We start from the raw sequence: 25,776 nt of genomic DNA, 5'->3' as shown, positions 1-25,776 counted from the left end.
GCCTCAGCTGCCTCCTGCGGTCGCGCGAACCGCATCCACCAGCTGGGCGGCGCCAAAGATCAGAGCGATGCCGATGATGATGGAAAAGGCCATCATCCACGCCAGCCGGCCCGTCATGGCGAGGAAACCGAGAAAACAGACGGCGATGATGGCGAATGAACGCGCTATGTTGCCCTGCAGAACTCCGACGAACCACTCCAGCACATTTTCGACTGGCGCCGCCGACTGGGCATACGCAGTGGCTGGCGCGAGAGCTATTCCGACCGCCGAGGCCAAGGCCAGTTTCAGGGCAAATCTGCCCGCTTTCCTGTATTCCACCCTTGGCTCCTTTCAGTTGCCGAAATCCATGACATGACCACCCTGCCAAGCGTCCTCGCTTGCTGGCGGAGCAGCCGCGAGCGTCTCGGATTTGGTCAGGGCGGACTTCTTCACCACACCGCCGAACTTCCAGCGGTTCAGTATTTTCACAATGTATTCCGCCGTCTCCGGATTCACCGGAATACCCTGGGCCTTGTAGACGCTGTTGGGCCCGGCGTTGTATGCTGCCAGCATCAGCAGCGGGTCCCCGAATTCGTCATAGAGTGACTTCAGATAGCGAAGGCCAGCCCGGACATTTGCCTGTGTATCGCAACGGTCGCTCACCCCCAGATCGGCCGCCGTGCCCGGCATCAGCTGCATGATTCCCAAGGCTCCGGCCTTTGAGGGGCCCTGACTGGCGCCGAGATCGCTTTCGGCCCATGCAATTGTCTCGGCCAGATCGGCGTCGAACCCTTCGTCCTGCGCGATTGAACGCACAAGTTGGGAGACCTCGGCACGATTTCCGGTCTCACACGCCCCCGGCCTTTGCGCCCCGACCGCGGCAAGGGCTTGCGCCGGCGTTGCAAAGGCGACTGCGACGCGGTCTGATGCCCTGTCCTGCCCGTGCGCTTGCAACGGCATCGTGGCGCCAAAGAGGGTGACCAGAAGAGCGAATCGAGTGTTCATACTGTCGCCAAAATTTAACACTTTACTATGGCTACACGCAGCCCTAGTAAAGTGTCAACACGATATGCGCCGCAGGGACGAATTTCAATGAAACAGACTGCCCTTTGCACGGTCTTGCTGCTCCAAGGTGCCGTCGCTTATGCTGCCGGCGCCGATGCCCCAAGTGCCTTCGCGCAGCCGTCGGAGCGCTACCTGCTCCAGTTTGCCAAGCCGGGAGAGAAAGTGTTCGTCTATGAGCGCTACGATGCGAAAGGCGCGCTCTTTCAGCGCGATGCGGCGACCCTTGTCTCGCCGGTCAAGGTGCCCTCGGCGACCGAGCGCGTCATCAATGGCATGGCTTATCGACTGCGCGGCCTTGCAGCCTGTCCAAAACCAAAGATTACCTACAAGGCGCAGCAATGGGACTGCACGAAAGCCGCGCAGGACTATGAAGAGGCAATCTACAACGATCGTGCATCTGTCGTGCTTTGCAAAACGCTTGTGCTGCAAAGCAAGAAGGGTGAACCCGACGCCGTGTCGTGTTTCTCTCTCGTGGGTGCGGGCAACGCAAACGACCCGTACAACGTCGCCTACGACGATGACGAAATGGTTTTTTTCGACATGGCAGCGATCGGACGCAACAAGGACGGCAAGTCGCTGCGCCCCGATCTCGAGCATTCCGCCGACCTCGGTGGACAGTTCCAGGAATGAAACAGGCGAGCTTTGCAGTGCTGGCCGCATTCTCGGTATGCGCATCGGCGCAGGCGCAGGATGCATCCGAGTCTGCCGTGCCAACGCCCTTCGCGGTATCGAAATCGGCTCAACTGCTGACCGGAGATACCTGGCGTGACGGAGATCACCTTTTCCGCCTCTATGGCGTCCAGTCATGTCTTCGAGGCACATCAGCTGAAGAGCCAAATGGGAACAAAATCGATTGCGGGAACACCTCGCTGGCGCACCTTGCTGCGCTGTTCGATAGCGCGGCGGTTACATGCCAGCCAATCGGCCACGCCCTGGATAAGGCGGTTTTTGTCGTGTGCGGTGCGCAGCTGAATGGCGAAACAATCGACGTCGGCACAGCGCTCATAGCGACCGGATACGCGTTTGCCGCAACGACAGCAAAGGGCAAAGCCGTCAATGAGAACTACCTCGTCGCGGAAATCAACGCTAAGATGAAACGTGCGGGTTTGTGGGGCGCGACGTTTCAGCATCCTGTGCAACTGCTGCTGAGCCAAGGGCTGGAGAGGCAACAATGAAGCAAGAGGATGAGGCGCACAAATATTACTATCCCGTCGAAGGACGCGGTGATGGTGCTATTGGTGGAGCCGCTGCATTCATCGCGATCATCTTGGTGCCGGCAGGACTCTATGCGGCCTGGAATACCGTGGTCTCATGGATTTCAGCGCTCTTCTCCTAGGACTGCAGTTTCGCGAAAGAACCGAGCAACGCGCGAAAATCGTCGACATCAACCTCGCACCAGTCATGAGCCGTCAGCCGTTGAAAGTAAGCAGCCTTCATTTTCATTTCCGCGATAGTGGCTACTGGAGCAATGGCAGCACGCCTTCGCACAGCGGCCTCCTCCGCCATAACCGCGTCCAGCCTCTCACCCAGCACGATCGCGTCAGGCCCTTCGGCCCCCATCCAACGCTTGCCGATACGTTCAAGCGCGGCGACGCGCTGACGATGTTCCGCAATCAATTTCGCGACGCCTTCAGCCGCTTCCATCACTCCGGTGCTACAGACCAATCGAATAGGCATCGTCCTGCTCCCTGCGTATATCGGTCACATACAAATACCTGTGGAGGCGAGGAAAACTAGGGATGTTCACATCCCTAGATTGAAGCGACCAATTCTGAAATACAGGGCGGGGGGCGGCTGCGTAGAAGGATTGGCTTCCGATGTTTCGTGCCCTGGTGGTCGAAGACCAGACGCTTATGCGTCTGGCTCTGATGAATGAAGTGCAAGCGAGTTTCAAAAAATGCGTCGTCCTCGGCGCGGAGTCGCTGACGATCGCCACTGCCGAGCTTCAAAACAATCATTTCGATCTGGTCGTCATCGACCCTGGCTTGCCCGGCTTTGATCCCACCTCACAAGGCGATCGCATCGCTGTCGTCGATAGGATCATCGAAGCTTCACCCAGTGCAATCCATGTTGTCGTCACCGGTTCCGACAACCGTTGCGAGGCAGATGGTTTCCGGCGAATCGGCGCCGCCGCATATCTCGGCAAAACCGGCCTTGCGCCCGGCGTATTCAGCGACGTGCTGGACGATATTTCCACCAAGGGGTTCTCCTTGCGCCTCTCGCGGGCTGTCATGACCAAACCCGATTATCGATTTTCAGCCCTCACTCCGCGCGAGCAGGAGGCCATCGACATGATGGCGCACCGTGCTCCCGGCGTGAAACGCAAGGAGATCTTTTCTCTCATGGCCGATCGGCTCGCCATTGAGCCCGGCTCGGCGGAGAAATACTACAAGCAGGCTCGCGCCAAGCTCATGCGGCAAGGCCATCGGCTCCCGCAGGGGCTGTGAGCCAATGGCGCCCATGATCGTCCATGGAATCAAGGTTCCTGTCGCACCACAGGATGTTTCGCCGGTTATCTGGCGTGCGCTTCAAAGCCAGAGCTATGAGGCTAAGGAAGCGAAGTGGATCTTCAGGGCGGTCAAGGCGCGCGATCGCGTACTGGAGCTGGGGTCGGGTATCGGCATCATCACCGCACTGATCGCAAAAATCCCCGGCGTTCAGGTATGGGCTTTTGAAGCAAATCCCGCAACGGCGGAGCTAGCGAAACGCGTGATAGCGGCCAACGATCTCGACAATGTCACATATTCCCAGGGTATCCTCACAGCGGGCCCGCCGCGGTCCTTCACCTTCTACGTTCGCCGCGACCTTTGGATGTCTTCCACGGACAAAGACCAAGGACCCTACGAGCGCGAACTTTCGATCGTCTCGGCCGACGTCGATCGTTTCATCACCGATCATCGAATAAACGCCCTCGTCATGGACATTGAAGGTGCTGAGAAAGAACTTCTGCAGGATGCCAAGCTGCCCGGGGTCGAGCGCATCTTTCTTGAGCTGCACGACCATCTCTATGGCCTTGACGGCATCCGAAACATCACGCTTGCCCTGGCGGAAAAGGGATTTGCCTACGATCCGCGGGGCTCCCGAGGACCTTGCGTGCTCTTCGCCAAGAACGATGGCCCCCGCGAATACGAGGATGTGGAAGATGTTGCGTAGTGCTCTCGCCGTCATATTTGCCGTTGCCCTTCCGCTCGCCAGCGCCGCCGAGGAAATTCCGCTCGATCCCAACGAAGTGTCGGTTCAAGATGCCGGCGGCAAGACCATCGCGGTCTTTTCCGTGAAGCAGCTGCGGGCAGAGTTTCCGCAACAGGCCTATGACACGCGTACACCCTGGACGAGCGACAGCGAAAAAATCGAATATCGTGGGCCGCTGCTTGCAAACGTGCTTTCCAAGGCTGGAATAACCGCCGCGCAGGAGGTGAAAGTTGTCGCCTATGACAACTTCGTTTCCGATATTCGAATGGACGAAATCCGGTCCTATAATCCGATTCTGGCGGTCGAGCGTCGTTGCAATGAGAGCGACAAGGCCGGCTCGCTTTGCCCCCCGGGCCAGGATTTCCGCCCGATCAGCATGGTGGAGAAAGGCCCTATCTTCATTGTTTGGCCCTTCGACCAATTGCCCGCTTCATACGTTCCAGCAAGAAACTCGATCTGGGTGTTTTTCCCGGTCGTCCTGCGCGCCACGCAATGAAGTTCTTCAACGGCCGATTGCTCACTGTTCTGCCATATCTCGGTATGGCTGCGGCGCTTGGGCTGAGTGCCTGGACATTCATCCAATCGAACCGCTACCGTCAGGAGACGGATGCCATCCTCAACCAGACCTTCGAGATTCAGTGGCGCGCGGCACAGATTCGCGAGCGCCTTATACGGGTGTATGGCTATCTTCGTATTGCTGACCAGACGGGCAAGCTTGATGCCGACATCGATCGGCAAATGGCGCTGGTGAGCGTGAACGTCGCGCAGCTGGAAAACCTGCCCTATCTGAACCGCTTTTTTCCGGATCATGACGCCGCACTATTGGGCGGGATTCGCCAGACCCTCGAAGAGAAAATCGCCCCCCTTGTGTCGGCCCGCAAAAACTACACTCAAGCCATTGCCGACATGGCCAAGCTGGAACAGTCAATTTATGAGATTTCCAGCTCTACTGTTGATCACAGCGCCACCTTGCAGCAGACCGCCGGCATCGACATTGCCGCCTCGCGCAACTGGTTCATCTTCGCCATCGCGCTTGGCCTCGGCGCCACCTTCTATCTCGTTATCCATCAGCGCTACTCCTCGGCCAACCGCCGTGACCAGCACATGCGCTCGTTCGCGTCGCTCTTTGCGCATACTACTCGATCGCGTGTTACAGCCCTCAGACTGTTCCTTGAGCATTCACAGCCAGATACGCAGCCAAGCAGCGAAATGCTTGAGGCTGCGCGCAATGCCGCGAGCGAACTGGAATCGATCACCAACAGTGTGCTCCAGATCGCCTATGCGCCACAAGAGTCCAGCACTGTGCCGCTCGGCCGACTGCTAGAAGATGTAACGGCAGAGCGTAGCGGTTTGGTGCAAGTCCGTATCGACTCCAAAGCGCGCTTGCACCCCGTACCCTCGGCGCCATTCCGGTTGGTCGTGAACGAGCTGATCGAAAACGCTCTTGCCGCTTCGTCGGACGTCAATAACGCCCAAGTTCTTGTCTCCGCGACAGTCAAGCGACAGCCATTCCTCCCCCGCACCTATCTAGTGCTTGAGGTGGCCGACAAGGGCTCAGGCATGCCGCCTACGATCGCTGCAAAAGCGACCACCCCTTTCTTTTCAACGCGAGCCGGGAATCATACTGGCCTTGGCCTGACCGCATGTTCTCAGATGGTCTCGACGCTGAACGGAAAGCTCATCATCAAAAGCGCTCAAGGTATCGGCACAACCGTGCAGGTCAGAATTCCCCTGGCCTCCGCCGCAGCCACTTTTTGGCAATCGTTCCGCAGGTACGGGCGAACAAAGGAACACTCGTGGGGCGGCTAGGTAGCTAGGTATCAGTTCTGCTCTATTTTGTTGCACGGTCTGCGCGAGCATCGCCAGAACTTGCCAGGTCATTCCGTTGTCTCCGCTAGAAGGATGATGACGCTGGATCAGCTCTCAAATGGGTGCCTACCCCTCCAGCTAATCAGAAACAGGTAGGTCTGCTGTTGGTGGGATCTTTTCGGAAAAGAGGAAGGTCGCTGGATCCAGTTTCAACGCCTTGGCGATCCCGGCAATCGTGTCCACGCTGATGTTGCCGCTCGCGCGCTCCAGTTTCGTGAATGTCGCCTCCGCCACACCGATGAGTTTGGCCATCTCATAGCGGTGCAAAGTACGTCGTTGTCGCTCAAAATCGATGATGTGCGCCAGCCGCTTGCGGATCGCATTGTCGTCCAACCGATGCGCCCATTCCGGAACCTTCTTACCGCCGGCGAGCAGTCCTGCAAAGGACACTTGCAAGCCGTTTGCCATGATCTGCAGCGTCGTCAATGTGACATTATTTTTCTGACGCACAGTCTGAATGTAGGTCCGATAGGCCAGTTTTTCGCCCTCGGCGGTCCGAAACAGTTCGGCCATGTGCATATGGGATAGGCCGCGTCTGGCTCTCTCCCGCTCAAGCGTCAGTGCAATGTTGGCGCGCAACGGGTTGTTGACCACGCCTCCGTCGTCTCGTTTCATAAATCGATGTAGTCGCACAAACCTGCCTTTTCGACCTGTCCTTTTTCGCGCGGATCATCCATAGTAAACTGTCAAAATCTGCAGCGAGGAAAGGCTATGACCATACTCAAATTCCTACTGGGGGGTGCCGTCGCCATCGCGGGCGCCGCAGCTCTTCCATCCCAATCAAAAGCGTCGGAATGGGGCTGTCAGGTCCTCCTATGTCTTTCCGGCGACTGGCAGGGCACCCCCTCGTGCCACCCGCCAATTTACAAGTTGATTGCGGCGATGGAAGCCCCCGGTTTTAATTGGCCGACCTGTCCGCAAGCCAACTCCAGCGCGGCGAGATTTGAGAAGTATGAGGATTGTCCCTCTGGCTGGCAAGCAGTTGGCAGCTCCGAATCCGATCGGCCGGGCTTAGCTCAAGAACGAAACGTCTGCCGCATTGCGGCCGATAGGCTCTCCTTGCCTGTCTTTTTCAAAACCAACGCCCTCGGCGGGCATCATGGAGACGGATCACGTCAGGTCCAAATCGAAATCGACGGTAAGGTGCTTGCGGCAACAATCCAGACCGCGGGGAACGATCGGGGGCATTCCCTGGGTAATGGCTCCACCTACTACACCATCCCTCGACCAATGCGCGGAAAGCCCTGGTTCATCGAGTATGATGACGCGAACGGCGTGCGCCAGAAAAGCTGGTTCAATCTCAACATGCCATGAGCCAGGCGATCACGCAGGACGATGACTATGGGGTCGCAATTCAGGGAGGTTTGTAGTGTTCAAGGCGCTTCTCTTGTCTACTGTGATTTTGAACATAGGCGCAGTGTTGACTGCGGCTGGTCAGAGCGACAAGCCGCGATCAAGCGTGGACAATCCTATGTGGCCCGCTTCACTGAAGTGGGACTGCAAGACCGCTGCCAAGATTGTATGCGAGCGTGATGGCGGCTGCTCAGTGACTGAGGACCGCTCTGGATTTGTGCTGAACTACGGCAGCAACGAAGCCGAGTTCCCAGCTGGCAATGTCAGGATCAAGCGCCACTATCAACAGACCGTGCAGGCAAGCCCTTTGCAGCAGGAAGTTAAAGTCGAACTGGCCGACAATCGCGTTCTTTGGTTGACGGCCGTGGATGCCAGCCGCACTTATTCGGAAGCGTGGGTCGGCGCACTGAGCGAGTTGAAGGGTGGCGCGGTACTGATGCAATCCGAGGGAATCTATTGCATGCCGCACAAGTGAGTGCGCCGAGAGGGCAGGGGAGCGATCGAAGTGAAATACAAGACCGCAAAGCGCCCAGTTCCGCGGTTTCGTTCTTGGCCGCCGCTGGCCGGAAATCTGGTGAAGCGGCAGTACGAATCCATCCGAACGCGTCAAGGAGATCCTGCTTCGCCGCCCAATCTTAAGGGGAACACGCGATGCAGAGAATAAGCCGAAGTTAGGCGATCGACATAGCTCACGGGGCGTCCATCGAGCGCGATCCGAGAACTTGGAGAAAAGCTCCTAACGCGGGTGTTGAGAGCGGGACGTCAGCACCGCGTCAGGTTGACATCAAACCTTGATTTGCTGCTTCATCTCTTCCGTAACTTGGCGCAAGACGCGCACAAACTGATCAGCTTGCGCAGAGCGAACTCCCTTTGCCGGCCTCCACCGATACACATGGTACGGCACACGAACGCTTGCGCGAGACGATCCTCTCTTTGCGTAGTGCGCGGCGGTGAACCGGTTCACAACCGATACGCCCACTCCGGCGGCCACATCGAAGACCTCGTCTAACTTGTGCCTGTAAGGGTCGTCCTCGGAATAATACACGAAGCGACTCCATCGAAGTCCTATGGATCGATAATTGCCTTTGTCATCAAACGATGTCCCGCAGGAAGAACGCAGAGGACTTCACCCACATCAATGTTTTCAGATGTCGCTTCGTCGTAGCTCCCTTCGGCTACACCGCGCGTCCGGTGCCGGGAATACACCTCTTCCAGCGATGAACCGACCAGTTCGAGATCCCCAACGTCGGCTGTAGTTGGCGGCCGAGCGCAGGCTGCCCGCTGGATATATTATGTGCTCCCGCGATTGGCCCTCAAGCTTCGCCATTCCTCTTGGGGCTTGTTCGCACGAATGCCTGGACATCAGTCCGCCACCTGTCATTGCACCTGGCTTGCAAATGGAACCTAAGATTCTGTGGAGAGCCATGACGCGCGCTCTTGACGAAACGGGATGGTTCACTATCTTCACGTTACGCAGGTGAGGTTAGTGAATGAAGTACGATTTGTTGAACATGATGGGCGCGCGCAAAGTGCTGTCCGGTGGAATGTCCGGACGGAAATTGCTAGCCTCCTTGGTCGACGCTACGCCTCCAGCGGCCTTGCCAACGGCCGCCTTCCTTGACTTTGCGGGAGTGGAAGTGGCGACGAGTTCTTTTCTGCGGGAGGCGGTAATCGGCTTTCGGGACTACGCGCGCCTGTCCTTGGCCAACGTGTATCCGGTGGCTGCCAACCTGGCGCCCGCCGTTTTTGAGGAACTCGAGTTCTTCCTGCGGTCTCGCAACGACGTCTTCTGGGTCTGCCACCTCGACGCTTACGAGCACGTCAGCCACACCCAGCTGCTTGGGGAACTCGATCCCGCGCAGCGCACAACCTTCGACGCCGTCCGCGAGCTCGGCACCGTCACTGCACCCGAGCTGGCGGCCCGATATCCTGATCAAAGCATCGGGCCGACTGCCTGGAACAATCGCCTTTCTGGACTCGCCGCGAAGGGACTCTTGGTCGAGCGGCGGACAGGCAAAACCAAGTCGTTCAGCGCTCTTTTGGAGATTGCCTGATGGGTCTCGACTATATACGCGCGCAGACGGGCAAGCCTTGGAAAAAGCGCTGGAATGGCGGCCTCAACCGCCTGAAGCTGCCTACATTGCTCGACCTCACGATGTCCGAGGCGGCTCGAACCGTGACCGTCGTGCTTCACCCCGGCGCGTCTCTACGGGCCGGCGACACGCTGATTGTCGAAAGCGGCCCGACGGGCGTCACCGTGAGCGACGGTCTTCGCCCAATCGGCCGCGTTTCCAATCCCTCCGCTGATCCTCCGCCATCGGTACGGGCGGTGGATACGCAAGAGGGACGGCGCAGCGCATCGGCCTGTTCGGAGATACGGCGGAGGTCAGTATTCGATGAACGAGCGTGCGCCAAACGAGCCGTCTCGCCACTTCCCGCAGCCGCAGCGGCTCTGGGACGATAACACCCGCCACGCCCCATCCCTTGGCTGCCCGACGTGTTTAGAGTTCAGTCGCTGCGGAGGCGTCCACACTGACGCCGGCGTGCTCGATTGCCGCGACTTGTGCTCTTGCCGCGACAAGAGTCGGTGCGACATGGTCTGCCGTTTCAATGTGCGCCTGTTTCTTGCTCGAATGCAGGAGGTCGGCGGGCTCTTATTCGACAACGCGCCGCGCGTGCCTTCGCGCGGCGTCCCGGAGCTTCCCCGGCTCGTTCCGTTCGTCGACCATCGCTATGGTCGTGCTGCGACATTGAACGAGCCCGTCGTCGCCCTTTCCTTGTACGAGGTCGTCAATATGGCGAGCGGCCAGCTGCATGTGGCAACCCAGCAAGAGCTTGCGGCGCGCTTCCTGATCCCGGCCGACGCCACAATCGTCCTGAGCGGCGTCGACAAGGACGGCCTCATCGAACGCTGGTGGGAGCTGCCGAACCGTCCTGAGATCCTTGCAGGACTCGCGCGCCTGGGGGTCGCACTGGTCACCGCGCCCAACTACAGCGTGCTCCTGGACGTCCCACGGACGGACAACCTCCACGCCATGAAGCGCATCTTGCTCGCATGGACGGAGATGGCCGCCGCCGGCGTCACTGCCGCGCTTCACGTCAACGCCCGCACCGACCATGATTATCGTCGGTGGGCCGAGCTCATCGCGAAACGACCCGAGATCGAGGCTCTGGCATTCGAGTTCGCCACCGGGGGTGGCCGCGGCGAGCGCATTGATTGGCATGTAGACCAGCTCTGCAAACTCGCCGACCGCGTCGGTCGTCCGCTTACGCTCGTGATCCGCGGCGGCGGTCGGAAGACCTCGCAGCTGCGGCGCCATTTCGCTTACGTCACCCTGATCGATACCGAGGCCTTCGCGCGTGCGATCCGTCGCAGGCGGGCGGTGCTTACGGAATCCGGCCGAATCAAGTGGGCGTCGTCGCCGACGCCGAAGGGCGCGCCGATCGACGGCCTGTTCGCTCACAACGTTGAGATCGTGCGTTTGGCGCATGAGCTCGGCGTTGAGCCTGCGCCCCGGTTACGCCTCGTTGTCAAGCCGAGGCGCGTACCGGACCGTAATGATGAGGCCATCCAGCCGAGCCTTCTGGGCGACCTGGTAGTGCCCGCTAAGGCTGGGGGCGTCGCCCCAGAGTCGCAGCGCATGATCGCCGCTGCGAAAGCGTAGCTCCGCCGACTCATGCGCCAGCGCCCGGAACAACTGTCCGATACCGTAGCCCCGCCCACTCGCGCGACCATGGCGCGAGGCGCCGTCCGAGGTGGCGACTCGCAGCGCTTCGCCCGAGTCATCGAGCGACGCGAACTCCGGGTTTTGTCGCAAGCTTGCCAAGACACCGATGCCGGCGTCGGCGACCACGAATTCGAACGTTCCCTTCACCGTGGCGTAGGCCACAAGGCCGGAATCTGGTCGGCCGCTGTGCTGATAGATGTTCTCCTGCAGTTCGCCGAGCGCGCCCATCAGGCCGCTGACAAGGCCTCGCGCCAGCCCCGAAGCTATCGCCGCGTTCTCCGCGTGACTCGCCCATTGCTCCCAGTGGCTGTTGTCTCCGGCCAGGTCGAGCCGCCCGAGGGGAAAAACGCCGGCTATGTCGCGCACCTCACCGCCGCTGATGCGACCAACGGCCAGGCCTTGCAGAACGTCTTTGAAGAAAGGCGGCGTAACCGTGACGGACGCGTAACCTGTTGGTGTCGCCTGTACGGCGAGTGCCAGTTCTACCAAGGGGCCGATCCGACCCGAGCGCTCGACGCTAATCGCGCCGCGACTTGCCAAGCGGCCGGCCTCAGCCTGCCAAAGAAGATCGTCGGCGACATCAAACGTCGCCGCGAGCACGTCCGATCTTTGGCCGCCCAACTTCGCCCCCATCGCTGTTCGCGCAGTTCTTTCGCCAGCGTAAATACCCAGCGTAGAGAACACGCCGGCTCCGGTCGACAGCGAAACCAAGATTTATACAACAAACCCCAAAGCGCCTCTGGAGAGGAAAAATGCAGTTCAGGCTCCTGACGGCAATCATCGTGTTCCTAGGATCATACCTGCCATTAGCGGCAATCCTGTTTTCGCAGAATGTCGATTACTCATCATTTCGGCGCGGGTTCTGCTGGCCTCTGAGGGCTGGTCGATGCGAATTACCTATTAACGAGGCAGGCTACTCAATCACGTTCTTGCTCGTAACTTTATCCTGTTTTGGCCTCACTATCTTATTTCTTCGGCTCGTTAACCCGAAACAGGATGTTAATATTTCGGAACCTGAGTATGTCCCAACCGATCTCATGAACTATACGTTACCATATGTCGTTTCGTTCATGGGAATCAACTATAACGAGACTAACAAGTTTGTTGGGTTCTGTGTCTTTTTAGCGTGGATGTTCTGGATTACCCATAAGTCTGGCCAGATATTCTTAAACCCGATCTTAATCGCCCTCGGCTGGCGTCTCTACAATGTAACCTACAGTTTCGCGGGTAGCACGGACACGCACAAAGGTCGTGCACTCGTCAAAGGCTATCTGGAGGCCGGTCGCTTCAAGCAGTGGCCGATCCAGGACATTCAAATTGTCAAACCTAAGGAGATACGATGACAATCCCAGCGGCGCTGAGCGATTTTGATATCCAGAATGCTGGTTTAACCGTCTGGCTCTTTAAGAAGTCAGGGGGAGCGGGCGGGGTCACCCCGGTCTTTACGGGGCGCTGGATCACCACGGACGATGATCTCAATGCGGCGTTAAAGGCGTCCCTCCTCGGAGGCGCGTGCCCGTATCCAGGAAGTTCATGAATACGGGCTGCTCGCCCAGAATAATGAAGCTAGCGCACTTCTTATCGACACGGTAGAGACCCATGCTGGACTGATTGTTGATCAATCGGCTAACGCCTTGCCGCAGAGAAAAATTTCAGCGGAAAGCCAAATCGCCAATACCAGCTTTTTTGTCGTTCGTCTGACGAGTGGTGACGACGTTCTGCATGCTGTCCGGCGAACGGATTCGTCCTGGCGGACACAGAAGCGCAGGGCCCTGATCGACATGGTGTACCGAGAGAACGCGCTTGCTCTTGATCAGACACCTAGCTTCTCGCTCACCAAAAACGTCGACTTCTTCATAGTGGGTGACAAAATTGTCATTCCTCACAAGGCCAACTTTGAATCAGTCTTACACTATCGACAGGCTCATGCCGACGAGTTCATGATTTTGCAGGGAGAAGGCGATTTCCAGCAGGTATTCTCAGCGCTCGGACCCCTCGCTGAATTTGTCGGAAGTAATAAAATTCAACTTCGGCGCATGTGTTCTATACGGCAGAAGGGACATTACAAGGATGCTGGGTTCATGACCAAACTCCGGCAGCATCACGCCGCGCATGGACTAACGCTTGAGTTTGATACTGGTGGGCTGATCGTCCCGACTGCGGAAACGTGCCGCGACATCATAACGGCCCTGCTAGACCATCGCCTTGCATCGGCCTTCTCCGAAAACATATATGATGTGCCCGACGCAACCAAGGTCAACTAACCTTGGGCAGGTTCCGAGAACGCCCAGAGAGCGGCTGTGTGACTGATGGGCGGCGCGACGATCTGATTGGATAGGGGGGCTGGGGGATACCGATCAACCGTGGAACGCGAGGAACCGAGTGAGTGCGTGCATGCTCTACGAAATCGGCAGATCGTTGGGTGTTCCGGTTAACCGCTTGTACGAAAAACTCCCGGGAAACAATGAGGTCGGGGGTGAAATTCGCCCTTTCCCGGTCGATTAGCATTGAATTTATTGCCAGCGCGGAAGGTCGACGCCTAAGCGAGGGCATATCCGCCGGTGCGCGGGCGCGTGTCGGCCTCTATTATCGCGTGGGGCACGAATTGGCATCTCTCAACGCGAAATAGGATAGGCGAACTAGCGCCGGTCGTAAGAAAGGTGAGTTGCCAATCAAGTATTGTCAGCTCTAGTGGCTTCCCTGCCAGTTTAGTATGCCTTTTGTTGGATTAGCGAGGAGGACGAAATTCCGATTTTGCAGAAGTGGGAAAGCTTAACTTTTCGCCACAACTGATGTGGCGGTGATTTAGAAATGTCGCTGGTTCTGCAAAATAGAAACGTCGCATTGGACGTTCCAAGCGCAGCAGGTTAGAAATGCGACACGGATGCGCTTCCAGGCGCCGACTTGAGCGCCCGATCGGGCGTCAGCTGGTCGGGTTGCATAGCCCGAGCGGGGGCGATCCAGCTTGGCTCCCTGGCTGGTCGGGCGTTCCTCAAGGTACGGCAAAACTCCAGATCACGATGACGGATAGCAGTTCTGCCCATAACCACGGCAGCGGGACCGTTGCTTAGCCGAAACCGGCCGCCCTTCGACAGGGGCGGCTCGTTTCAAGACTTCCCATCCACTATACTTGGAACTTTTCGACCGTTCGACGATCTGACGGCCCCCTTCACAAATGGCTCGGCCTAATCTAAAACGCATGGGAAAAGCAGAAAAGGCAACAGATCGGCACCAGAATGAATATGGCCGCGCCACTGAGAGACGCGCCAACAATCGGCATCTCGCATGGTCGGTGGCACTGGACGTGCCGCCCACCCTGCTGGCGCGACTCCCCATCAAGGTCGTCGGGGTTTCGCTGGCGAAAAACTTCCGCGTGTCTCAATAGAAGTCGAGGAGATCGGCGAGAGCGCTTTCGATACGCAGCCGGCAGGGGCGCCTAACTTTCGGCTCGGGCGAGCCGCCGGCTGAAGGCGGCGGGCGAAGGCGGAAGCGGACTTCCATGGCCACAAGCGCTCGAACGACACGCATGCCTCGACTACCGATCCGGATGCCCGGCTCTATCGCAAGGGCAAGAAGACCAAGTTGTGCTTCATGGGTCATGGCTTGATGGAGAAGGCTGACGGGCATGCCGAACGGGTGGCAGCGCTGCACATGATTGAACCTCGCGCCGATCGGCCACAGGCGATCACGCTCGGCGCGGACAAGGCCTACGACGCGGAAGACTTCGTCAATGAGCTGCGCTCGATGAGGGTGGCGCCGCACGTGGCGCAGAATCTGAGCGGCCGCAGTTCCGCGATCGACGGGCGCACGACGCGGCATGGCGGCTATGTCGTCAGCCAGCGCATCAGGAAGCGCATCGAAGAGGCGTTCGGTTGGATCAAGGTCGTGGCCGGCCAGCACAAGACCAGGTTCCGCGGCCGCGACCGTGTCGGATGGGCCTTCACCTTCGCAGCCGCCGCCTACAATCTGGTGCGACTGCCCAAGCTCATTGCGGAGACCGGCTGATGGCTAAGGTTCCCGGCTTCGCCAAGGCCTTTGCCGGCCGCTGGCGCATCGTCGAGATGGATGTTTGGGATAATGACTTCCTCGATCTCGTCGAGGAAGCGCATCTGACATTCAAAGGCTCGGCGGATGGCGAGATCGCCTTCGGCGCACCCAACGGCTTCCTCGATGTCCGATATGGCACCCGCGATGGCTCAGCCTGCGCGGAGTTCTCGTGGGAAGGGCATGATGAGAACGACCCAGCCTATGGCCGTGGTTGGGTTGTTTTTGGCAGCGCAGGCCGCCTAACTAGGACAAGCATTTCCTCAGGCCCGATTCCCTGGTCGGGCAAGACGCGAGCCGGTGTTCCGACCGCAAGCCTAATGACGGGACTGGTCACCGCGGCCAGCAAGTTCGAGATCCGATCATCAGTGAGCCGTTCCACCCCGTAGAGGACCGCCAGTTCGATTTGAAGTGGAAGCTGTACTGAGGGGCTTCGAGATTTATCGGCGCGCGTTCATTTAGCAAGCGCGTTGAACGTGTCTATTAGCAGCGTCTTAATAACATTCTCGCCAGGGCGGTGCATGGAGATGATTGATCAACCGTGGCATGCATGTAGCGGCAACATGCGTATGGCTTCAGATCACACTTCTGCGACTCGCAGGTTGATCCGAGTTCGCCCAAACGAGAACTCCGCACCTAGAGGGAACAAGTTCCTCAAGGGAAACACTGCCAGGCTCAGCAAATTACAGATCCTGAGCCTAGGTCGAGAGCATCGGCGTCATTCCTCTCAAGGAACTTCAGCAAGCGCCCCCGAAAGAGCTTCGCGTGCTCCTTGGCGAGTTCGTCGGCATGGTCGGCATCACGACGCCGGATCGCCTCGACCATGCCTCTATGATGATGCCGGACGGTGTCATAATAGCCGTCGCTACCGGGATCGCGCGCAGCAGTCGTGAAGGCCATGCGGGCCAGCCGCATGGTCATGGTCGTCAAGTTCTTGTACTGCTCCTCGATAAAGCAGTTGTCACAGGAGCGGGCGATGACTTCGTGGAAGTTCCGGTTTTCTTCGGCCATGCGATTGTAATTCATCCCGATCGACGCATCCTCGAACAGCTTGCAATGGTTTTCGATCGACAGCAGATCTTCCGGCCGGTGGCGCAGAGCGCTAAATCGGTTGACGGCACGTTCGCAGAGCTCCAACGCTTCGAGGAGCGCCGGCACATTAGAGATTTCGAGCGGTGCCACGCGTGCTCCCCGATTCGGGACGATCAGAACCAGCCCTTCCGAAGCGAGTTTGATCAATGCCTCTCGAACCGGCGTCCGGGACACTCCGTAGCGGGCGACGAGGCCGAGTTCATCGATATCGGCTCCAGGTGCGATTTCCACGCTGAGAATCTGCTCGCGTAGCGCGTCGAATATCAGCTGGCTGCCTTGCCCTTTCGGCTTTCCCCGTTTGCCGGGCTTCGATCCTTCCTCACTGCCAGTCATCGTCACTCCTCTTAGTTTGAACAAACCTCAATCCGCAACGAACATGCCCTATCGGATGCTCTTCATGATGCCCTTGACATAAAAATCATTATGATACACGAATGATTATGATACACACTGTATTTTAAATCCTGTATCGGGGCAACAGAGGATCGCCTCCTCGGAACCAGTTATCGATTCCACTGCCGTCTCGCGGAGATCATAGACAGGTGCGCCAAGTGAACAACGGAACCAGATTGCCATGAACACTACAGGCGAGCCGCTTCTGTCGGTTAGGTCACTGGCCGTGGAATTCGAGAACGAGAACAGCCCCCTCCCGGCCGTCCAATCCCTCAGCTTTGAAGTGCATCGCGGCAAGACGATAGCCATTGTTGGAGAATCGGGGTCGGGGACGTCGGCCCTTGGTGTCGACCCGCAGATCCCGAGTTGGGGCGAGGATGGTCGCAGCTACTTGCAAACAGCTTGGTGGATCAACGTATTTCCCCGTCTCGCCATCATGGTGACGGTACTCGGCCAGACTTTCTCGATCCGATGGGTGCGATGTAATCGGTCCCCAAAGGGTTCGCTGAGCGGAGCTCAACAAACAATGTCATCGGCGGCCGTATCGCCTTTATGCAGGAAAATGTCCCCTAGGGCGGCTTCGGCGTGCCCTGTGGGCTGAGATTTAAAGCCAATAGCGATTTCTGATGCCCAGGCCGTAGTGACGGATTAACGAAGGAGACGAGAATGAGTTGGGTTGTCGGGGTGGACGTGGGAGGCACGTTCACTGATTTCTATCTCTTCAACGAAGGGACGAAGGAGGTGCTCGTCCTCAAGGTCCCTTCCACCCCGGACGACCCGTCAAGGGCCATTGTCGGCGGGCTGGGGGAAATTTGCTCACGCCACGGACTCGACCCCGCCGCGATCGCCCGGTTCGCACACGGAACGACGGTCGCAACCAATGCCCTCATCGAACGTAAGGGCGGGCGCGTCGCGATGGTGACGACGGCCGGATTTCGCGACCTCGTCGAGATTGGCCGGCAGGTACGCCCCCTTATCTACGACCTCAAGGCGGATGCGCCGGCGCCTTTGGCGAAGCGGCAGGTTCGATATGAAATTCGGGAGCGCATTGGCCCCAAAGGAGAGGTCGTCGCCACCTTGGACGACGTCGAAATCAAGCGTGTCGTCGATCTGGTCGCGGCGGCCGACGTGGATTGCTGCGCCATTTGTCTGCTCTTCTCGTTCCTCAACCCGGAGCACGAGCAAAGGATCGCTGCCGCACTGCGTGCGCGCCTTCCGAACCTTCATCTTTCGCTCTCGAGCGAAGTTCAACCCGAATTCCGCGAGTACGAGCGATTTTCGACGACCATTCTCAACGCTTTTCTGCAGCCGAGGGTGACCGGGTACATGGAGCGGCTGGAAGCGGCACTCACCGACACGGCCAATGACGCGGCCATCGGCATCAGCCAATCTTCCGGCGGGCTGATGGATATTCGCCGCGCCTCGGACTTTCCGATCCGTACCGCCCTGTCGGGTCCGGCCGCAGGTTGCGTCGGCGCCGTCGCCGTGGCGGCGCGCTCAAATGTGTTGAACCTGATTACACTCGACATCGGCGGAACCAGCACGGATGTCTGCCTGATCGAGAACGGCGCGCCGGTTATGACCTATGGGCGCAACATCGCCGACTTTCCCGTCAGGCTTCCCACCGTCGACATCAACACCGTTGGCGCAGGCGGCGGCTCGATCGCTCACATAGGCCCAGACGGGCTCCTCAAAGTCGGCCCCATCAGTGCCGGCGCTTCTCCGGGGCCGGCCTGCTATGGGCGCGGCGGCACGCTTCCTACGGTGTCCGACGCCAACGCCATTCTCGGCCGGCTTCCCGGCGATCTCATCGGTGGCGGGATGACGCTGGATAAGTCGGCGGCGGAACGTGCGATGCAGCCGATCGCGCAGCACCTTAGCCTCAGCCTGCACCAAACGGCGCTCGGTATCCTGCGGATCGCGACTTCCAACATGGTCCGAGCTATCAGGGCGATCTCGATCGAGCGGGGCTATGATCCCCGCAACTTCGCGTTGATGCCGTTCGGTGGCGCCGGCGGCCTGCATGCCGTCGATGTCGCTCGCGAGCTTTCGATCCGCACCATTCTTGTACCGCTGTCTCCCGGCATTCTGTGCGCCGAAGGCGCGGCGGTCTCCAATCTGCAGGAAGGCTTCGTCGCTACATGCAGGGTCGGGCTGGATAAGGCTGGGATCGCGGTGGAGGCGGCCGTCAGGGAACTCGCGGCCGCCGCGCGCCGGTGGCACGTAGCCGCCAAGGCGGACGGCGATCTTGATATCGCGATCTTCCTCGACATGCGGTATGTGGGCCAGAACTATGAACTGTCGGTCGCATTGGATGGAGCCCTGGAGATCCTACCCCCCCTGCCAGTCCTGCGGGACCAGTTCTTCGTCGCGCATAAATCGAAATACGGCCATTTCGACGAGACCGCTCCGATCGAGGTGGTGAACGTACGGCTTCGCGCCAGAAATCTCCCGAAAGTCACGGTTGAACCCATCCTGCGCGTCGACCGGGCGACGAACAAAATGATCATTGCGGACGTGTGGTTCGATTCCTCAGCCCCTCAAAAGACGTCGATCGTCGACCGCAATTCACTCGAAGCCGGCGCGGTCATTAATGGGCCGGTCATCATCACCCAGTTCGATTCCACAACGGTCGTCCCTCCGGAATGCCACGCCAGCGTCGACGACGCGCGAAACATCATCATCGAGGTACCGCAATGAGCGTTTTCATGCTCGATCCCATCACCCTTGAAATCCTCTGGAACGGACTGCGCTCGATCTCGGACGAATGCTTCCTCACTTTGCAGCGCAGCGCCTTCTCGACCAACATTAAGGAACGGCACGATCATTCCGTCGCCATCTTAGATGCGCGAGGACGCTTGATCGTGCAAGCTGAGAACGCGCTGCCAATTCATCTGGCCTCGATGAGCGGCCTCGTCGAAATTCTTCTTGCGCGCTATGCGGGCGACATCGCGCCCGGCGATATCTTCGTCGGAAACGACCCGCATGTGGCGGGTGGTACCCATCTTCCGGACATCAACCTTGCCGCCCCCGTTTTCGACGGCGACCGACTGATCGCCTTTATTTGCAACATCGCTCATCATGCCGACGTGGGAGGCGCTGCACGCGGCTCCATGTCGCCGGGACTGACGGAAATCTATCAGGAAGGGCTCCGCATCCCGGTTATCCGCCTTTACAGAAAGGGCGAGCTAGTCCGCGATATACTGGACCTGCTTCTGCTCAACATGCGTCTTCCCGCAGAGCGCAGAGGCGATCTCAACGCTCAGATCGCCTCTTGCCGCTTGGGTGTCGAGCGCATCGGTCATCTCGGCGACCGCTTCGGCATGGCGCGGGTGCTTGCGTCATATGACGAAATCATCGATCGCAGCCGCAGCCGGATGCTGACGGCGATTGCGGTGCTTCCCGACGGCGAGTGGACCTATAGCGACCGAATGGATGACGACGGGGTGAGTGGCGACGAGGTCGTGATTGCGCTCAGGCTCGTGAAGGATGGAAAAAAGGCCTTGTTCGACTTCACGGGATCCTCCCCTCAGGTTGCTGGCAACATCAACCTGACGTTAAATGCCGTCCGGTCTTCAGTCTGTTACGCTCTCAAGGCCCTTCTCGATCCGGGAATGCCGAACAATGAAGGCGTAGTGCAGGCGTTCGAGATCGTGGCTCCCGAAGGGAGCGTCGTCAATTGTCGTGCACCAGCCGCCGTGGCCCTGCGCGCCAATACATGCCAGCGCGTGATCGACGTCGTCCTTGGGGCGATCGGTCCCTTGCTTCCCGAACAGGCCGTCGGCGCGGCCAATGGCGCCAATACCAGCATGGTTTTCGCCGGCGAGGACCCCGAAACCGGCAAGCCCTACGTCTATCTCGAGACGCTGGGCGGCGGCATGGGCGCGCGCAGCGACCGAGACGGTAAAGATGGCGTTCAGGTTCATATAACCAATACGTCGAACCTGCCCGTCGAGGCCATCGAGATGGAATATCCTCTGCGGGTCGAGGAATATTCGCTGGTCGAGAACTCCGGTGGCGCTGGCCGCTGGAGGGGCGGCCTCGGATTGCGACGCGTCGTCCGGCCGGTCGGGCACAATTGCGAATTCTCGGGTGTCGGCGAGCGGTTCCGCTACGCGCCTCCCGGCATCTTCGGCGGCGAGCCTGGGCGGCCGGGCGTCTTCGAACTGCACACGGCAAATGGAACCGTCGGGAAATTGCCCGGCAAGCTCACCGGTCTCACACTTCGACCGACCGATGCCGTAGCGGTCGAGACTCCCGGAGCAGGGGGCTACGGTCCGGCGACTGATCGCGACGAACTATGCATCCGCGACGATATCGATTCGGGTAAGTTCGCCCCAAGCTTCGTCGCTCGCTTCTATCAATCGACAAGAGCCGACTGAGATGGTCGCGCCAACGCGGGAGAGTCTTCATGACCTCAACAACGGACTTTGCAGCTCAATTCGGCGTTCGGGTGATCACGGGCGTTCGTATCGCCATGCGTGATGGTGTTGAGCTTAACGTGCGCATTACGCGGCCGGATGCGCCGGGACGCTTCCCGGCAGTGCTTGAATACAACCCCTATCGCCGGCTCGCGGGGGCCATGCCGGATTATCGTGACGAGTATCCGCCCGTCGTTCCATACTTGGCGGAGAGGGGATATGTCGTCGTCCAGTACGACGTGCGCGGTACCGGCAGTTCATCGGGCTTCAGCACGGACATGTACTCGGATGACGAACGTCGCGACGGCTACGATATGGTTGAATGGTGCGCCGTTCAGGACTGGTGCACGGGGGCCGTCGGCATGGTTGGCAAGTCTTACGGTGCCGTCGTGCAGTGGCAGGTCGCCGTGCAGAACCCGCCCCATCTCAAGGCAATTGTCGTCCGCTCGGGCGGAGTGGATCTGGCGCCCGAATTCAGCAATCCCGGCGGATGCATCCGGCCCTGGATGTTCGAATTTTTTGCGCCCTCGATGAGCGCCTTCAACTTCTCGCCTCCCGACGCATTGCTGACCGGCGATCGCTGGGCTGCGATCTGGCAGGAACGCCTCGAAAACAGCGCGCCTTGGGGGCTGGGTTTCATCCGGAATCTGCAACAGGGGCAGTATTGGCGCAGCCGCAGCGTGGCACCGGATTACGACCGCATTCAATGTGCGGTGCTGCTCATCGAGGGTTGGGCCGATTGGTATGCAAGCGCCGAGTTGCGCGCCTACCAACGGCTGCGCTCACCTCGCAAGGTGCTGATCGGTCCATGGGGGCATTATTACGCTGAGGAGAAGGAGGCGTTTCCTGGCCCGCGCATCGACGCACGTCGTGAATACCTGAAGTGGTTTGATCACTTCCTGAAGGGCATGGAAAACGGCGTTACCGACGAGCCGCCGGTAACCGTTTTTGTGCGCGGGTGGCAAACGCCGGCGCTAGTTTGCCCACAGGATGCGGGAATATGGCGCAATGAGGCGGAGTGGCCACCTGAACGGGTACGCAACACGCAAGTCTTTTTCGGCAACGCGGGAAAGCTAGCTGATGCAGCGCAAGATGGATCGGAAAGCTACGAGTACCGCCCGTCCGTCGGGCTGACGACGGGGCGGCTCGGACTCGGTTCCACCACTCCATGGGGCATGCCGGTGGATCAGCGGCTCGACGACGCCTATTCCGTGCTCTACGAATCGGAGAGCTTCACGACAGAGACCGAACTGCTCGGCGAGCCCGAAGCCATCCTCCACGTATCTTCCACTGCGCAAAGCGCCTATTTCGCTGTCCGCCTGTGCGATCTGGCACCCGACGGCCAGTCTCGTCTCATCACAGATGGAGGTCTGCTTGCAAGCCGTCGGAACGGGGCGGACAGTGACGAGCCGCTCGTCCCGAACGAGGTGACAGAAATTCGCTTCCCCCTCAAGCACTGTGCCTATGCGATCCCTTCTGGACATCGCCTCCGCGTCGCAGTCTCCAGCGCCTTGTTTCAAAATGCCTGGCCCACCGCACAGTCGGCGCGCAACACCATCCATCGAGGTAACAAGCATCCGTCCCGCGTTGTGCTGCCGATCGCGATGCCGGGGCAGAAGCACCTGCCGCCGCCGGATTTCGTGGACTCTGTCGTCTCGCAGGCGTCTCCGGAAATGATGCCCCAGCCGACCTACACCTTGCATCACGATCTGGTCGCCGATCAGGTGACCTGCGAGTTGACCAACGACGATGCAGGCAGTCGTAGTCGCTCCCGCTATACCGTCTCGAATCGGAATCCGGCGCAAACCACCATCGATGCGAGCTTTTCGTATCGCGCGCCGCATCCGACGCTCGATATTCGCATCGAGGCCGCTTGTCAGACGACGAGCGACTCGGCGAGCTACACGCACGCCGTGCAGATCGGCATCCAGATCAATGGGCATGCACATTTTCAAAAAAGCTGGACGGAAAGCGTCCAGCGGAAATGGTCCTGAGCGGTTTCTGCGAGATCGGGACCTACGATTGGTCGCTATCACCTAAAGCCTGCCGCGGTTGATCGGAGTCAGAAGATGACGATGCCACAGTGGCGATGCGGCACATCGAGACGGTCTCTAACAAGTTTGCCCCCTGCCTTTGCCTCCCAAGGCGCGTGGCTGTCGCCAGACCCGTGTCGGCGGCAGCCACATCTTGGTGTAGGACAAGGAAGTCGGTGTTGACCAACGCGCTAGGAAGGTGTGCACGATGATCCCGCAACCGCGACCTCAAGCGACTTTCGCCCGACGCGGTTTGGCTGGATAAGTCTTTCGGCAGTCCGATGGATTCGAAATGCAAGCGCGAGCAAAATGTCGCCATTTTTGACCTGCTCGACAGCAATACGTTTGCGCCGGTCAATCACAGCGGCGGCCCTCACCGACTCTCTTTTGCACTGGTGGAGAGGCGACTGATCGTGTCTGTAACGAGAGGGCCAGGCGATCAGGGGCAATGGTTCTCATTCCCGGCTCCTTTCCAGGGTCAGCAACCATGGGGGCCGGCGGGCTACACGACAACTACGAATCCGCGCTCGCAGCGCAACCGCGCAAGTCGAAGGGGGCGGCCAGATAACAACTCGAACTCTCAGTTCATCAGGTACTTCGGCCTGCCCGCCACGCGTGCTCCCGACACCCCAATCCCGGTAGGTGGACGGTAGTCGATCCATCCCTGCAAGAAAATACGGATTGACGCGTCGCGCCTAATAACTGGATCGAACAGGACCATCGGCGGATCAAGCGACGCCGCATCCGGCCGATGCTCGGCTTCAAGTCGTCCCTCACCGCCGGCATCATTCTGTCCGGCATCGAAATGGTCCACATGATGCACAAGGACAGGCGAGCGCACCAATCCTCCCTACGTCCCGATTCAGTCGTTGCAACAAGATGGTGTGTCCCGGCTGACGGGTGCAAGTTCGGCTGCGTGGCTGAAGCCGCATGCTTCAAGGAGGATTTGACCATGTATTACTGCGGCCTGGATGTTTCGTTGCGGGAAACTGCGATCTGCATCGTCGATGCCGAAGGCAAAATCTGCAAAGAGAAGAAAGTCGCGTCCGATCCGGAGACGATCGCCCAAACGATCCTGGAGTCCGGTTATGCTTGCGAGAAGATCGGACTGGAGGCGGGGTCGACAGCAGTCTGGCTGCAGGCGGGCCTCGTGGCTCACGAGTTACCGGCAATTTGCATCGACGCACGACACGCAGCGGCGATGCTCCACGCAGGGCTGAGCAATAAATCAGATCGCAATGATGCGCGCGGCATCGCGCACCTCATGCGCATGAACGCATATCAACCAGTCTGGGTGAAGTCGGAATATGCGCAGCGCCTTGGCGCATTGTTTACGGCTCGGAATACCCTCCAGGATCAGCTTATCCGAATCGAAAATGTCATCCGTGGACTGCTACGCGGCGACGGCATATCGCTCCCACTTGGGCGACGACATTTCGACAAGGAGGTGCGCGATCGGATTGGCGACCATGCTACGGTCATGCTGACAATCGAGCCGCTGCTGGTTGATCGCGCTGAGCTCTTGCGCCAGCGAGCCGTATTCGATCGCCGCATCATATCGCTGGCGCGGCGGGACGAAGTTTGCAAGCTGCTAATGACAATGCCGGGTGTGGGGGCAACAGCTTCATAATACCCGCTATCAGTCGGGCGAGACGATTATCCGTTACCGTTTCCATCCCCGTTACGGGGAAACGGTTACTGTTGCCGGGCGCAATCGTCGTGGTGACGAGGTCAGTCTGACCATCCGCCAGCCTGACGGCACCCTGGCGCATCTGCCGATCTGGATGACGGAAGATCAAGCGAAGGCGATGATGATGACGGAGCGTCCCCGTCTGCCGCTGGCGTATCTGCACGAACTTCGTCTTGAGCTCGATGCCTGTCTAACCTTGCTGCGTGACGATTCCCGTCACGAAGGAGGAGACAAGCATGAAGCAACGGCAACCCTGTCACCGCCAATTCGATCTCTTCGTACCCAAGACCCCACCGGTGCCGGTAGCAGCGTCCGAGGGGACGAAGCTATTGCCACTGGTGAGCGCGCTGCTGTCGGAAACACTCAGCGTCCCCGCAGTGACGGAGGCCGGCGATGAAGATCACGTCTGACCACCTGGCGCGCGGCGCCTTCATCTACATTCGGCAATCCACCGTCGATCAGCTTGCCAACAATCATGAGAGCCGGCGGCGTCAATATGGACTTGCCGACCGTGCCCATGCTCTTGGCTGGACGGATGTGACAGTCATCGACGACGACCTTGGCCGCTCGGGGTCGGGCGTCAGTCGTCCGGGCTTCGAGAAGCTGTTGGCGGCGATCTGCGAAGGCCGCGTCGGTGCCGTCTTTGCGATCGAAGTGTCGCGTCTGGCGCGCAATGGACGCGACTGGCCCACGCTGATCGAATTTTGCGGACTGGTTGGCACGGTGATTGTCGATGAGGATCGAATCTATGAACCACGCCATCCAAACGATCGGTTGTTGCTGGGCATGAAAGGGAATGAGCGAACTCGAACTGGGATGTGTTGCAACGTTTTGATTACCGGCGCTATGGCAAGACCCCTTCGACATTTTCGGAGGATTAGATGTTCAAGGGCCGCCAGTTCGACCAGTCAGTGATC

26 protein-coding genes and 3 pseudogenes are annotated in these 25,776 nt (G+C 59.1%); 24 read left to right on the top strand and 5 right to left on the bottom strand.

The annotated features are described in order from the left end of the window. Window positions 1-3: 3 nt before the first annotated feature. Window positions 4-318, bottom strand: coding sequence for a TrbC/VirB2 family type IV secretion system protein (locus tag NKH13_RS31660; RefSeq protein ID WP_023749602.1), 315 nt, complete (start codon window positions 316-318; stop codon window positions 4-6). A gap of 12 nt (window positions 319-330) precedes the next feature. Then, window positions 331-1,005: a lytic transglycosylase domain-containing protein gene (locus NKH13_RS31655; protein ID WP_352916719.1), complete on the bottom strand. Its 675-nt coding sequence runs from the start codon at window positions 1,003-1,005 to the stop codon at window positions 331-333. 6 nt (window positions 1,006-1,011) lie between these two features. On the opposite strand from NKH13_RS31655, the gene NKH13_RS31650 reads away from it, so the two are divergent. Genes NKH13_RS31650 through NKH13_RS31640 form a run of 3 tightly spaced genes read left to right on the top strand, consistent with a single transcriptional unit; the run spans window position 1,012 to window position 2,380 of the window. Continuing rightward, window positions 1,012-1,674 carry a hypothetical protein gene (locus tag NKH13_RS31650; protein ID WP_156942071.1) on the top strand — a complete coding sequence of 221 codons (663 nt, stop codon included), beginning with the start codon at window positions 1,012-1,014 and terminating at the stop codon, window positions 1,672-1,674. Then, the gene (locus NKH13_RS31645; RefSeq protein ID WP_352916717.1) at window positions 1,671-2,219 is read left to right on the top strand and encodes a thermonuclease family protein; all 549 of its coding nucleotides are present in this window, start codon (window positions 1,671-1,673) and stop codon (window positions 2,217-2,219) included. The genes NKH13_RS31650 and NKH13_RS31645 overlap by 4 nt, the downstream gene beginning before the upstream one ends. Beyond that, window positions 2,216-2,380 carry a hypothetical protein gene (locus tag NKH13_RS31640; protein ID WP_352916715.1) on the top strand — a complete coding sequence of 55 codons (165 nt, stop codon included), beginning with the start codon at window positions 2,216-2,218 and terminating at the stop codon, window positions 2,378-2,380. The genes NKH13_RS31645 and NKH13_RS31640 overlap by 4 nt, the downstream gene beginning before the upstream one ends. Here NKH13_RS31640 and NKH13_RS31635 read toward each other — a convergent pair. Beyond that, a complete protein-coding gene (locus tag NKH13_RS31635; protein WP_352916713.1) occupies window positions 2,377-2,721 on the bottom strand; it encodes a hypothetical protein in 345 nt (114 codons plus the stop codon). The genes NKH13_RS31640 and NKH13_RS31635 overlap by 4 nt on opposite strands. 140 nt (window positions 2,722-2,861) lie before the next feature. Here NKH13_RS31635 and NKH13_RS31630 point away from each other — a divergent pair, with 140 nt between their 5' ends. Genes NKH13_RS31630 through NKH13_RS31615 form a run of 4 tightly spaced genes read left to right on the top strand, consistent with a single transcriptional unit; the run spans window position 2,862 to window position 6,045 of the window. Continuing rightward, entirely contained in the window at window positions 2,862-3,491 is a 630-nt protein-coding gene (locus NKH13_RS31630; RefSeq protein WP_023785088.1) for a response regulator, read from the top strand. A 4-nt stretch (window positions 3,492-3,495) separates the two neighbouring features. Beyond that, window positions 3,496-4,197 carry an FkbM family methyltransferase gene (locus NKH13_RS31625; RefSeq protein WP_023785089.1) on the top strand — a complete coding sequence of 234 codons (702 nt, stop codon included), beginning with the start codon at window positions 3,496-3,498 and terminating at the stop codon, window positions 4,195-4,197. Further along, window positions 4,187-4,732 carry a putative pterin-binding protein gene (locus NKH13_RS31620; RefSeq protein WP_352916711.1) on the top strand — a complete coding sequence of 182 codons (546 nt, stop codon included), beginning with the start codon at window positions 4,187-4,189 and terminating at the stop codon, window positions 4,730-4,732. The genes NKH13_RS31625 and NKH13_RS31620 overlap by 11 nt, the downstream gene beginning before the upstream one ends. Beyond that, complete coding sequence (locus NKH13_RS31615) at window positions 4,729-6,045, top strand: sensor histidine kinase (protein ID WP_023785091.1); 1,317 nt, start codon at window positions 4,729-4,731, stop codon at window positions 6,043-6,045. Before NKH13_RS31620 ends, NKH13_RS31615 begins: the two co-directional genes overlap by 4 nt. A gap of 138 nt (window positions 6,046-6,183) precedes the next feature. Here the strand turns inward: NKH13_RS31615 and NKH13_RS31610 are convergent, their stop codons facing one another. Continuing rightward, on the bottom strand, window positions 6,184-6,699 hold the full coding sequence (locus NKH13_RS31610; protein WP_352916709.1) for a helix-turn-helix domain-containing protein: 516 nt from the start codon (window positions 6,697-6,699) through the stop codon (window positions 6,184-6,186). Between the two features lie 117 nt (window positions 6,700-6,816). On the opposite strand from NKH13_RS31610, the gene NKH13_RS31605 reads away from it, so the two are divergent. The 10 genes and pseudogenes from NKH13_RS31605 to NKH13_RS31560 form a co-directional block, all read left to right on the top strand. Next, window positions 6,817-7,419 carry a hypothetical protein gene (locus NKH13_RS31605; RefSeq protein ID WP_352916708.1) on the top strand — a complete coding sequence of 201 codons (603 nt, stop codon included), beginning with the start codon at window positions 6,817-6,819 and terminating at the stop codon, window positions 7,417-7,419. Between the two features lie 55 nt (window positions 7,420-7,474). Further along, on the top strand, window positions 7,475-7,933 hold the full coding sequence (locus NKH13_RS31600) for a hypothetical protein (protein ID WP_352916707.1): 459 nt from the start codon (window positions 7,475-7,477) through the stop codon (window positions 7,931-7,933). A 1,015-nt stretch (window positions 7,934-8,948) separates the two neighbouring features. Beyond that, on the top strand, window positions 8,949-9,512 hold the full coding sequence (locus tag NKH13_RS31595; RefSeq protein WP_352916705.1) for a hypothetical protein: 564 nt from the start codon (window positions 8,949-8,951) through the stop codon (window positions 9,510-9,512). Next, complete coding sequence (locus tag NKH13_RS31590; RefSeq protein ID WP_352916704.1) at window positions 9,512-9,922, top strand: hypothetical protein; 411 nt, start codon at window positions 9,512-9,514, stop codon at window positions 9,920-9,922. Before NKH13_RS31595 ends, NKH13_RS31590 begins: the two co-directional genes overlap by 1 nt. 130 nt (window positions 9,923-10,052) lie before the next feature. After that, window positions 10,053-11,123: a hypothetical protein gene (locus NKH13_RS31585; RefSeq protein WP_352916703.1), complete on the top strand. Its 1,071-nt coding sequence runs from the start codon at window positions 10,053-10,055 to the stop codon at window positions 11,121-11,123. An 815-nt stretch (window positions 11,124-11,938) separates the two neighbouring features. Then, on the top strand, window positions 11,939-12,529 hold the full coding sequence (locus NKH13_RS31580) for a KwaA family protein (protein WP_352916701.1): 591 nt from the start codon (window positions 11,939-11,941) through the stop codon (window positions 12,527-12,529). Then, entirely contained in the window at window positions 12,526-12,723 is a 198-nt protein-coding gene (locus tag NKH13_RS31575; RefSeq protein WP_352916699.1) for a hypothetical protein, read from the top strand. The genes NKH13_RS31580 and NKH13_RS31575 overlap by 4 nt, the downstream gene beginning before the upstream one ends. Before the next feature lie 97 nt (window positions 12,724-12,820). Further along, window positions 12,821-13,450, top strand: a complete 630-nt coding sequence (locus NKH13_RS31570; RefSeq protein WP_352916697.1) for a Kiwa anti-phage protein KwaB-like domain-containing protein — start codon at window positions 12,821-12,823, stop codon at window positions 13,448-13,450. Between the two features lie 1,181 nt (window positions 13,451-14,631). Then, window positions 14,632-15,191 (top strand): annotated as a pseudogene (locus tag NKH13_RS31565) (transposase); the annotation flags it as partial. Continuing rightward, a pseudogene (locus NKH13_RS31560) lies at window positions 15,191-15,475 on the top strand (hypothetical protein); the annotation flags it as partial. The pseudogenes NKH13_RS31565 and NKH13_RS31560, both read left to right, overlap by 1 nt. A gap of 430 nt (window positions 15,476-15,905) precedes the next feature. Here NKH13_RS31560 and NKH13_RS31555 read toward each other — a convergent pair. Further along, complete coding sequence (locus tag NKH13_RS31555) at window positions 15,906-16,655, bottom strand: GntR family transcriptional regulator (RefSeq protein ID WP_352916696.1); 750 nt, start codon at window positions 16,653-16,655, stop codon at window positions 15,906-15,908. A 726-nt stretch (window positions 16,656-17,381) separates the two neighbouring features. Here NKH13_RS31555 and NKH13_RS31545 point away from each other — a divergent pair. From NKH13_RS31545 to NKH13_RS31510, 7 genes and pseudogenes are all read left to right on the top strand, one after another. After that, window positions 17,382-19,415 (top strand): hydantoinase/oxoprolinase family protein, encoded by a 2,034-nt coding sequence (locus NKH13_RS31545; protein ID WP_352916695.1) that lies wholly within the window; start codon window positions 17,382-17,384, stop codon window positions 19,413-19,415. A gap of 8 nt (window positions 19,416-19,423) precedes the next feature. Further along, entirely contained in the window at window positions 19,424-21,097 is a 1,674-nt protein-coding gene (locus NKH13_RS31540) for a hydantoinase B/oxoprolinase family protein (RefSeq protein ID WP_352916694.1), read from the top strand. A 29-nt stretch (window positions 21,098-21,126) separates the two neighbouring features. Then, entirely contained in the window at window positions 21,127-23,130 is a 2,004-nt protein-coding gene (locus tag NKH13_RS31535; protein WP_352916693.1) for a CocE/NonD family hydrolase, read from the top strand. 296 nt (window positions 23,131-23,426) lie between these two features. Beyond that, complete coding sequence (locus NKH13_RS31530) at window positions 23,427-23,822, top strand: UPF0262 family protein (protein ID WP_352916758.1); 396 nt, start codon at window positions 23,427-23,429, stop codon at window positions 23,820-23,822. Between the two features lie 98 nt (window positions 23,823-23,920). Beyond that, on the top strand, window positions 23,921-24,799 hold the full coding sequence (locus tag NKH13_RS31520) for an IS110 family transposase (RefSeq protein ID WP_502914601.1): 879 nt from the start codon (window positions 23,921-23,923) through the stop codon (window positions 24,797-24,799). Further along, window positions 24,777-25,256: a DUF5372 family protein gene (locus NKH13_RS31515; protein ID WP_352916691.1), complete on the top strand. Its 480-nt coding sequence runs from the start codon at window positions 24,777-24,779 to the stop codon at window positions 25,254-25,256. The genes NKH13_RS31520 and NKH13_RS31515 overlap by 23 nt, the downstream gene beginning before the upstream one ends. Next, a pseudogene (locus NKH13_RS31510) lies at window positions 25,253-25,673 on the top strand (recombinase family protein); the annotation flags it as partial. The gene NKH13_RS31515 and the pseudogene NKH13_RS31510, both read left to right, overlap by 4 nt. Window positions 25,674-25,776: the final 103 nt, after the last annotated feature.

It is taken from the genome of Mesorhizobium sp. M1348 (assembly GCF_040317925.1).
Taxonomy (GTDB): domain Bacteria; phylum Pseudomonadota; class Alphaproteobacteria; order Rhizobiales; family Rhizobiaceae; genus Mesorhizobium.
Note: the sequence above shows the minus strand (reverse complement) of the source record. Positions and strands in the feature narration are given on the sequence as shown.

What these genes read in the sequence shown, in the direction of transcription:
- NKH13_RS31590 (WP_352916704.1), top strand. Translation starts at nt 9,512, where the DNA reads ATGGGTCTCGACTATATACGCGCGCAGACGGGCAAGCCTTGGAAAAAG.
- NKH13_RS31625 (WP_023785089.1), top strand. Translation starts at nt 3,496, where the DNA reads ATGGCGCCCATGATCGTCCATGGAATCAAGGTTCCTGTCGCACCACAG.
- NKH13_RS31575 (WP_352916699.1), top strand. Translation starts at nt 12,526, where the DNA reads ATGACAATCCCAGCGGCGCTGAGCGATTTTGATATCCAGAATGCTGGT.
- NKH13_RS31555 (WP_352916696.1), bottom strand. Translation starts at nt 16,655, where the DNA reads ATGACTGGCAGTGAGGAAGGATCGAAGCCCGGCAAACGGGGAAAGCCG.
- NKH13_RS31635 (WP_352916713.1), bottom strand. Translation starts at nt 2,721, where the DNA reads ATGCCTATTCGATTGGTCTGTAGCACCGGAGTGATGGAAGCGGCTGAA.
- NKH13_RS31645 (WP_352916717.1), top strand. Translation starts at nt 1,671, where the DNA reads ATGAAACAGGCGAGCTTTGCAGTGCTGGCCGCATTCTCGGTATGCGCA.
- NKH13_RS31580 (WP_352916701.1), top strand. Translation starts at nt 11,939, where the DNA reads ATGCAGTTCAGGCTCCTGACGGCAATCATCGTGTTCCTAGGATCATAC.
- NKH13_RS31630 (WP_023785088.1), top strand. Translation starts at nt 2,862, where the DNA reads ATGTTTCGTGCCCTGGTGGTCGAAGACCAGACGCTTATGCGTCTGGCT.
- NKH13_RS31650 (WP_156942071.1), top strand. Translation starts at nt 1,012, where the DNA reads ATGGCTACACGCAGCCCTAGTAAAGTGTCAACACGATATGCGCCGCAG.
- NKH13_RS31605 (WP_352916708.1), top strand. Translation starts at nt 6,817, where the DNA reads ATGACCATACTCAAATTCCTACTGGGGGGTGCCGTCGCCATCGCGGGC.
- NKH13_RS31520 (WP_502914601.1), top strand. Translation starts at nt 23,921, where the DNA reads ATGCTCGGCTTCAAGTCGTCCCTCACCGCCGGCATCATTCTGTCCGGC.
- NKH13_RS31535 (WP_352916693.1), top strand. Translation starts at nt 21,127, where the DNA reads ATGACCTCAACAACGGACTTTGCAGCTCAATTCGGCGTTCGGGTGATC.
- NKH13_RS31585 (WP_352916703.1), top strand. Translation starts at nt 10,053, where the DNA reads ATGGTCTGCCGTTTCAATGTGCGCCTGTTTCTTGCTCGAATGCAGGAG.
- NKH13_RS31620 (WP_352916711.1), top strand. Translation starts at nt 4,187, where the DNA reads ATGTTGCGTAGTGCTCTCGCCGTCATATTTGCCGTTGCCCTTCCGCTC.
- NKH13_RS31595 (WP_352916705.1), top strand. Translation starts at nt 8,949, where the DNA reads ATGAAGTACGATTTGTTGAACATGATGGGCGCGCGCAAAGTGCTGTCC.
- NKH13_RS31545 (WP_352916695.1), top strand. Translation starts at nt 17,382, where the DNA reads ATGAGTTGGGTTGTCGGGGTGGACGTGGGAGGCACGTTCACTGATTTC.
- NKH13_RS31640 (WP_352916715.1), top strand. Translation starts at nt 2,216, where the DNA reads ATGAAGCAAGAGGATGAGGCGCACAAATATTACTATCCCGTCGAAGGA.
- NKH13_RS31615 (WP_023785091.1), top strand. Translation starts at nt 4,729, where the DNA reads ATGAAGTTCTTCAACGGCCGATTGCTCACTGTTCTGCCATATCTCGGT.
- NKH13_RS31540 (WP_352916694.1), top strand. Translation starts at nt 19,424, where the DNA reads ATGCTCGATCCCATCACCCTTGAAATCCTCTGGAACGGACTGCGCTCG.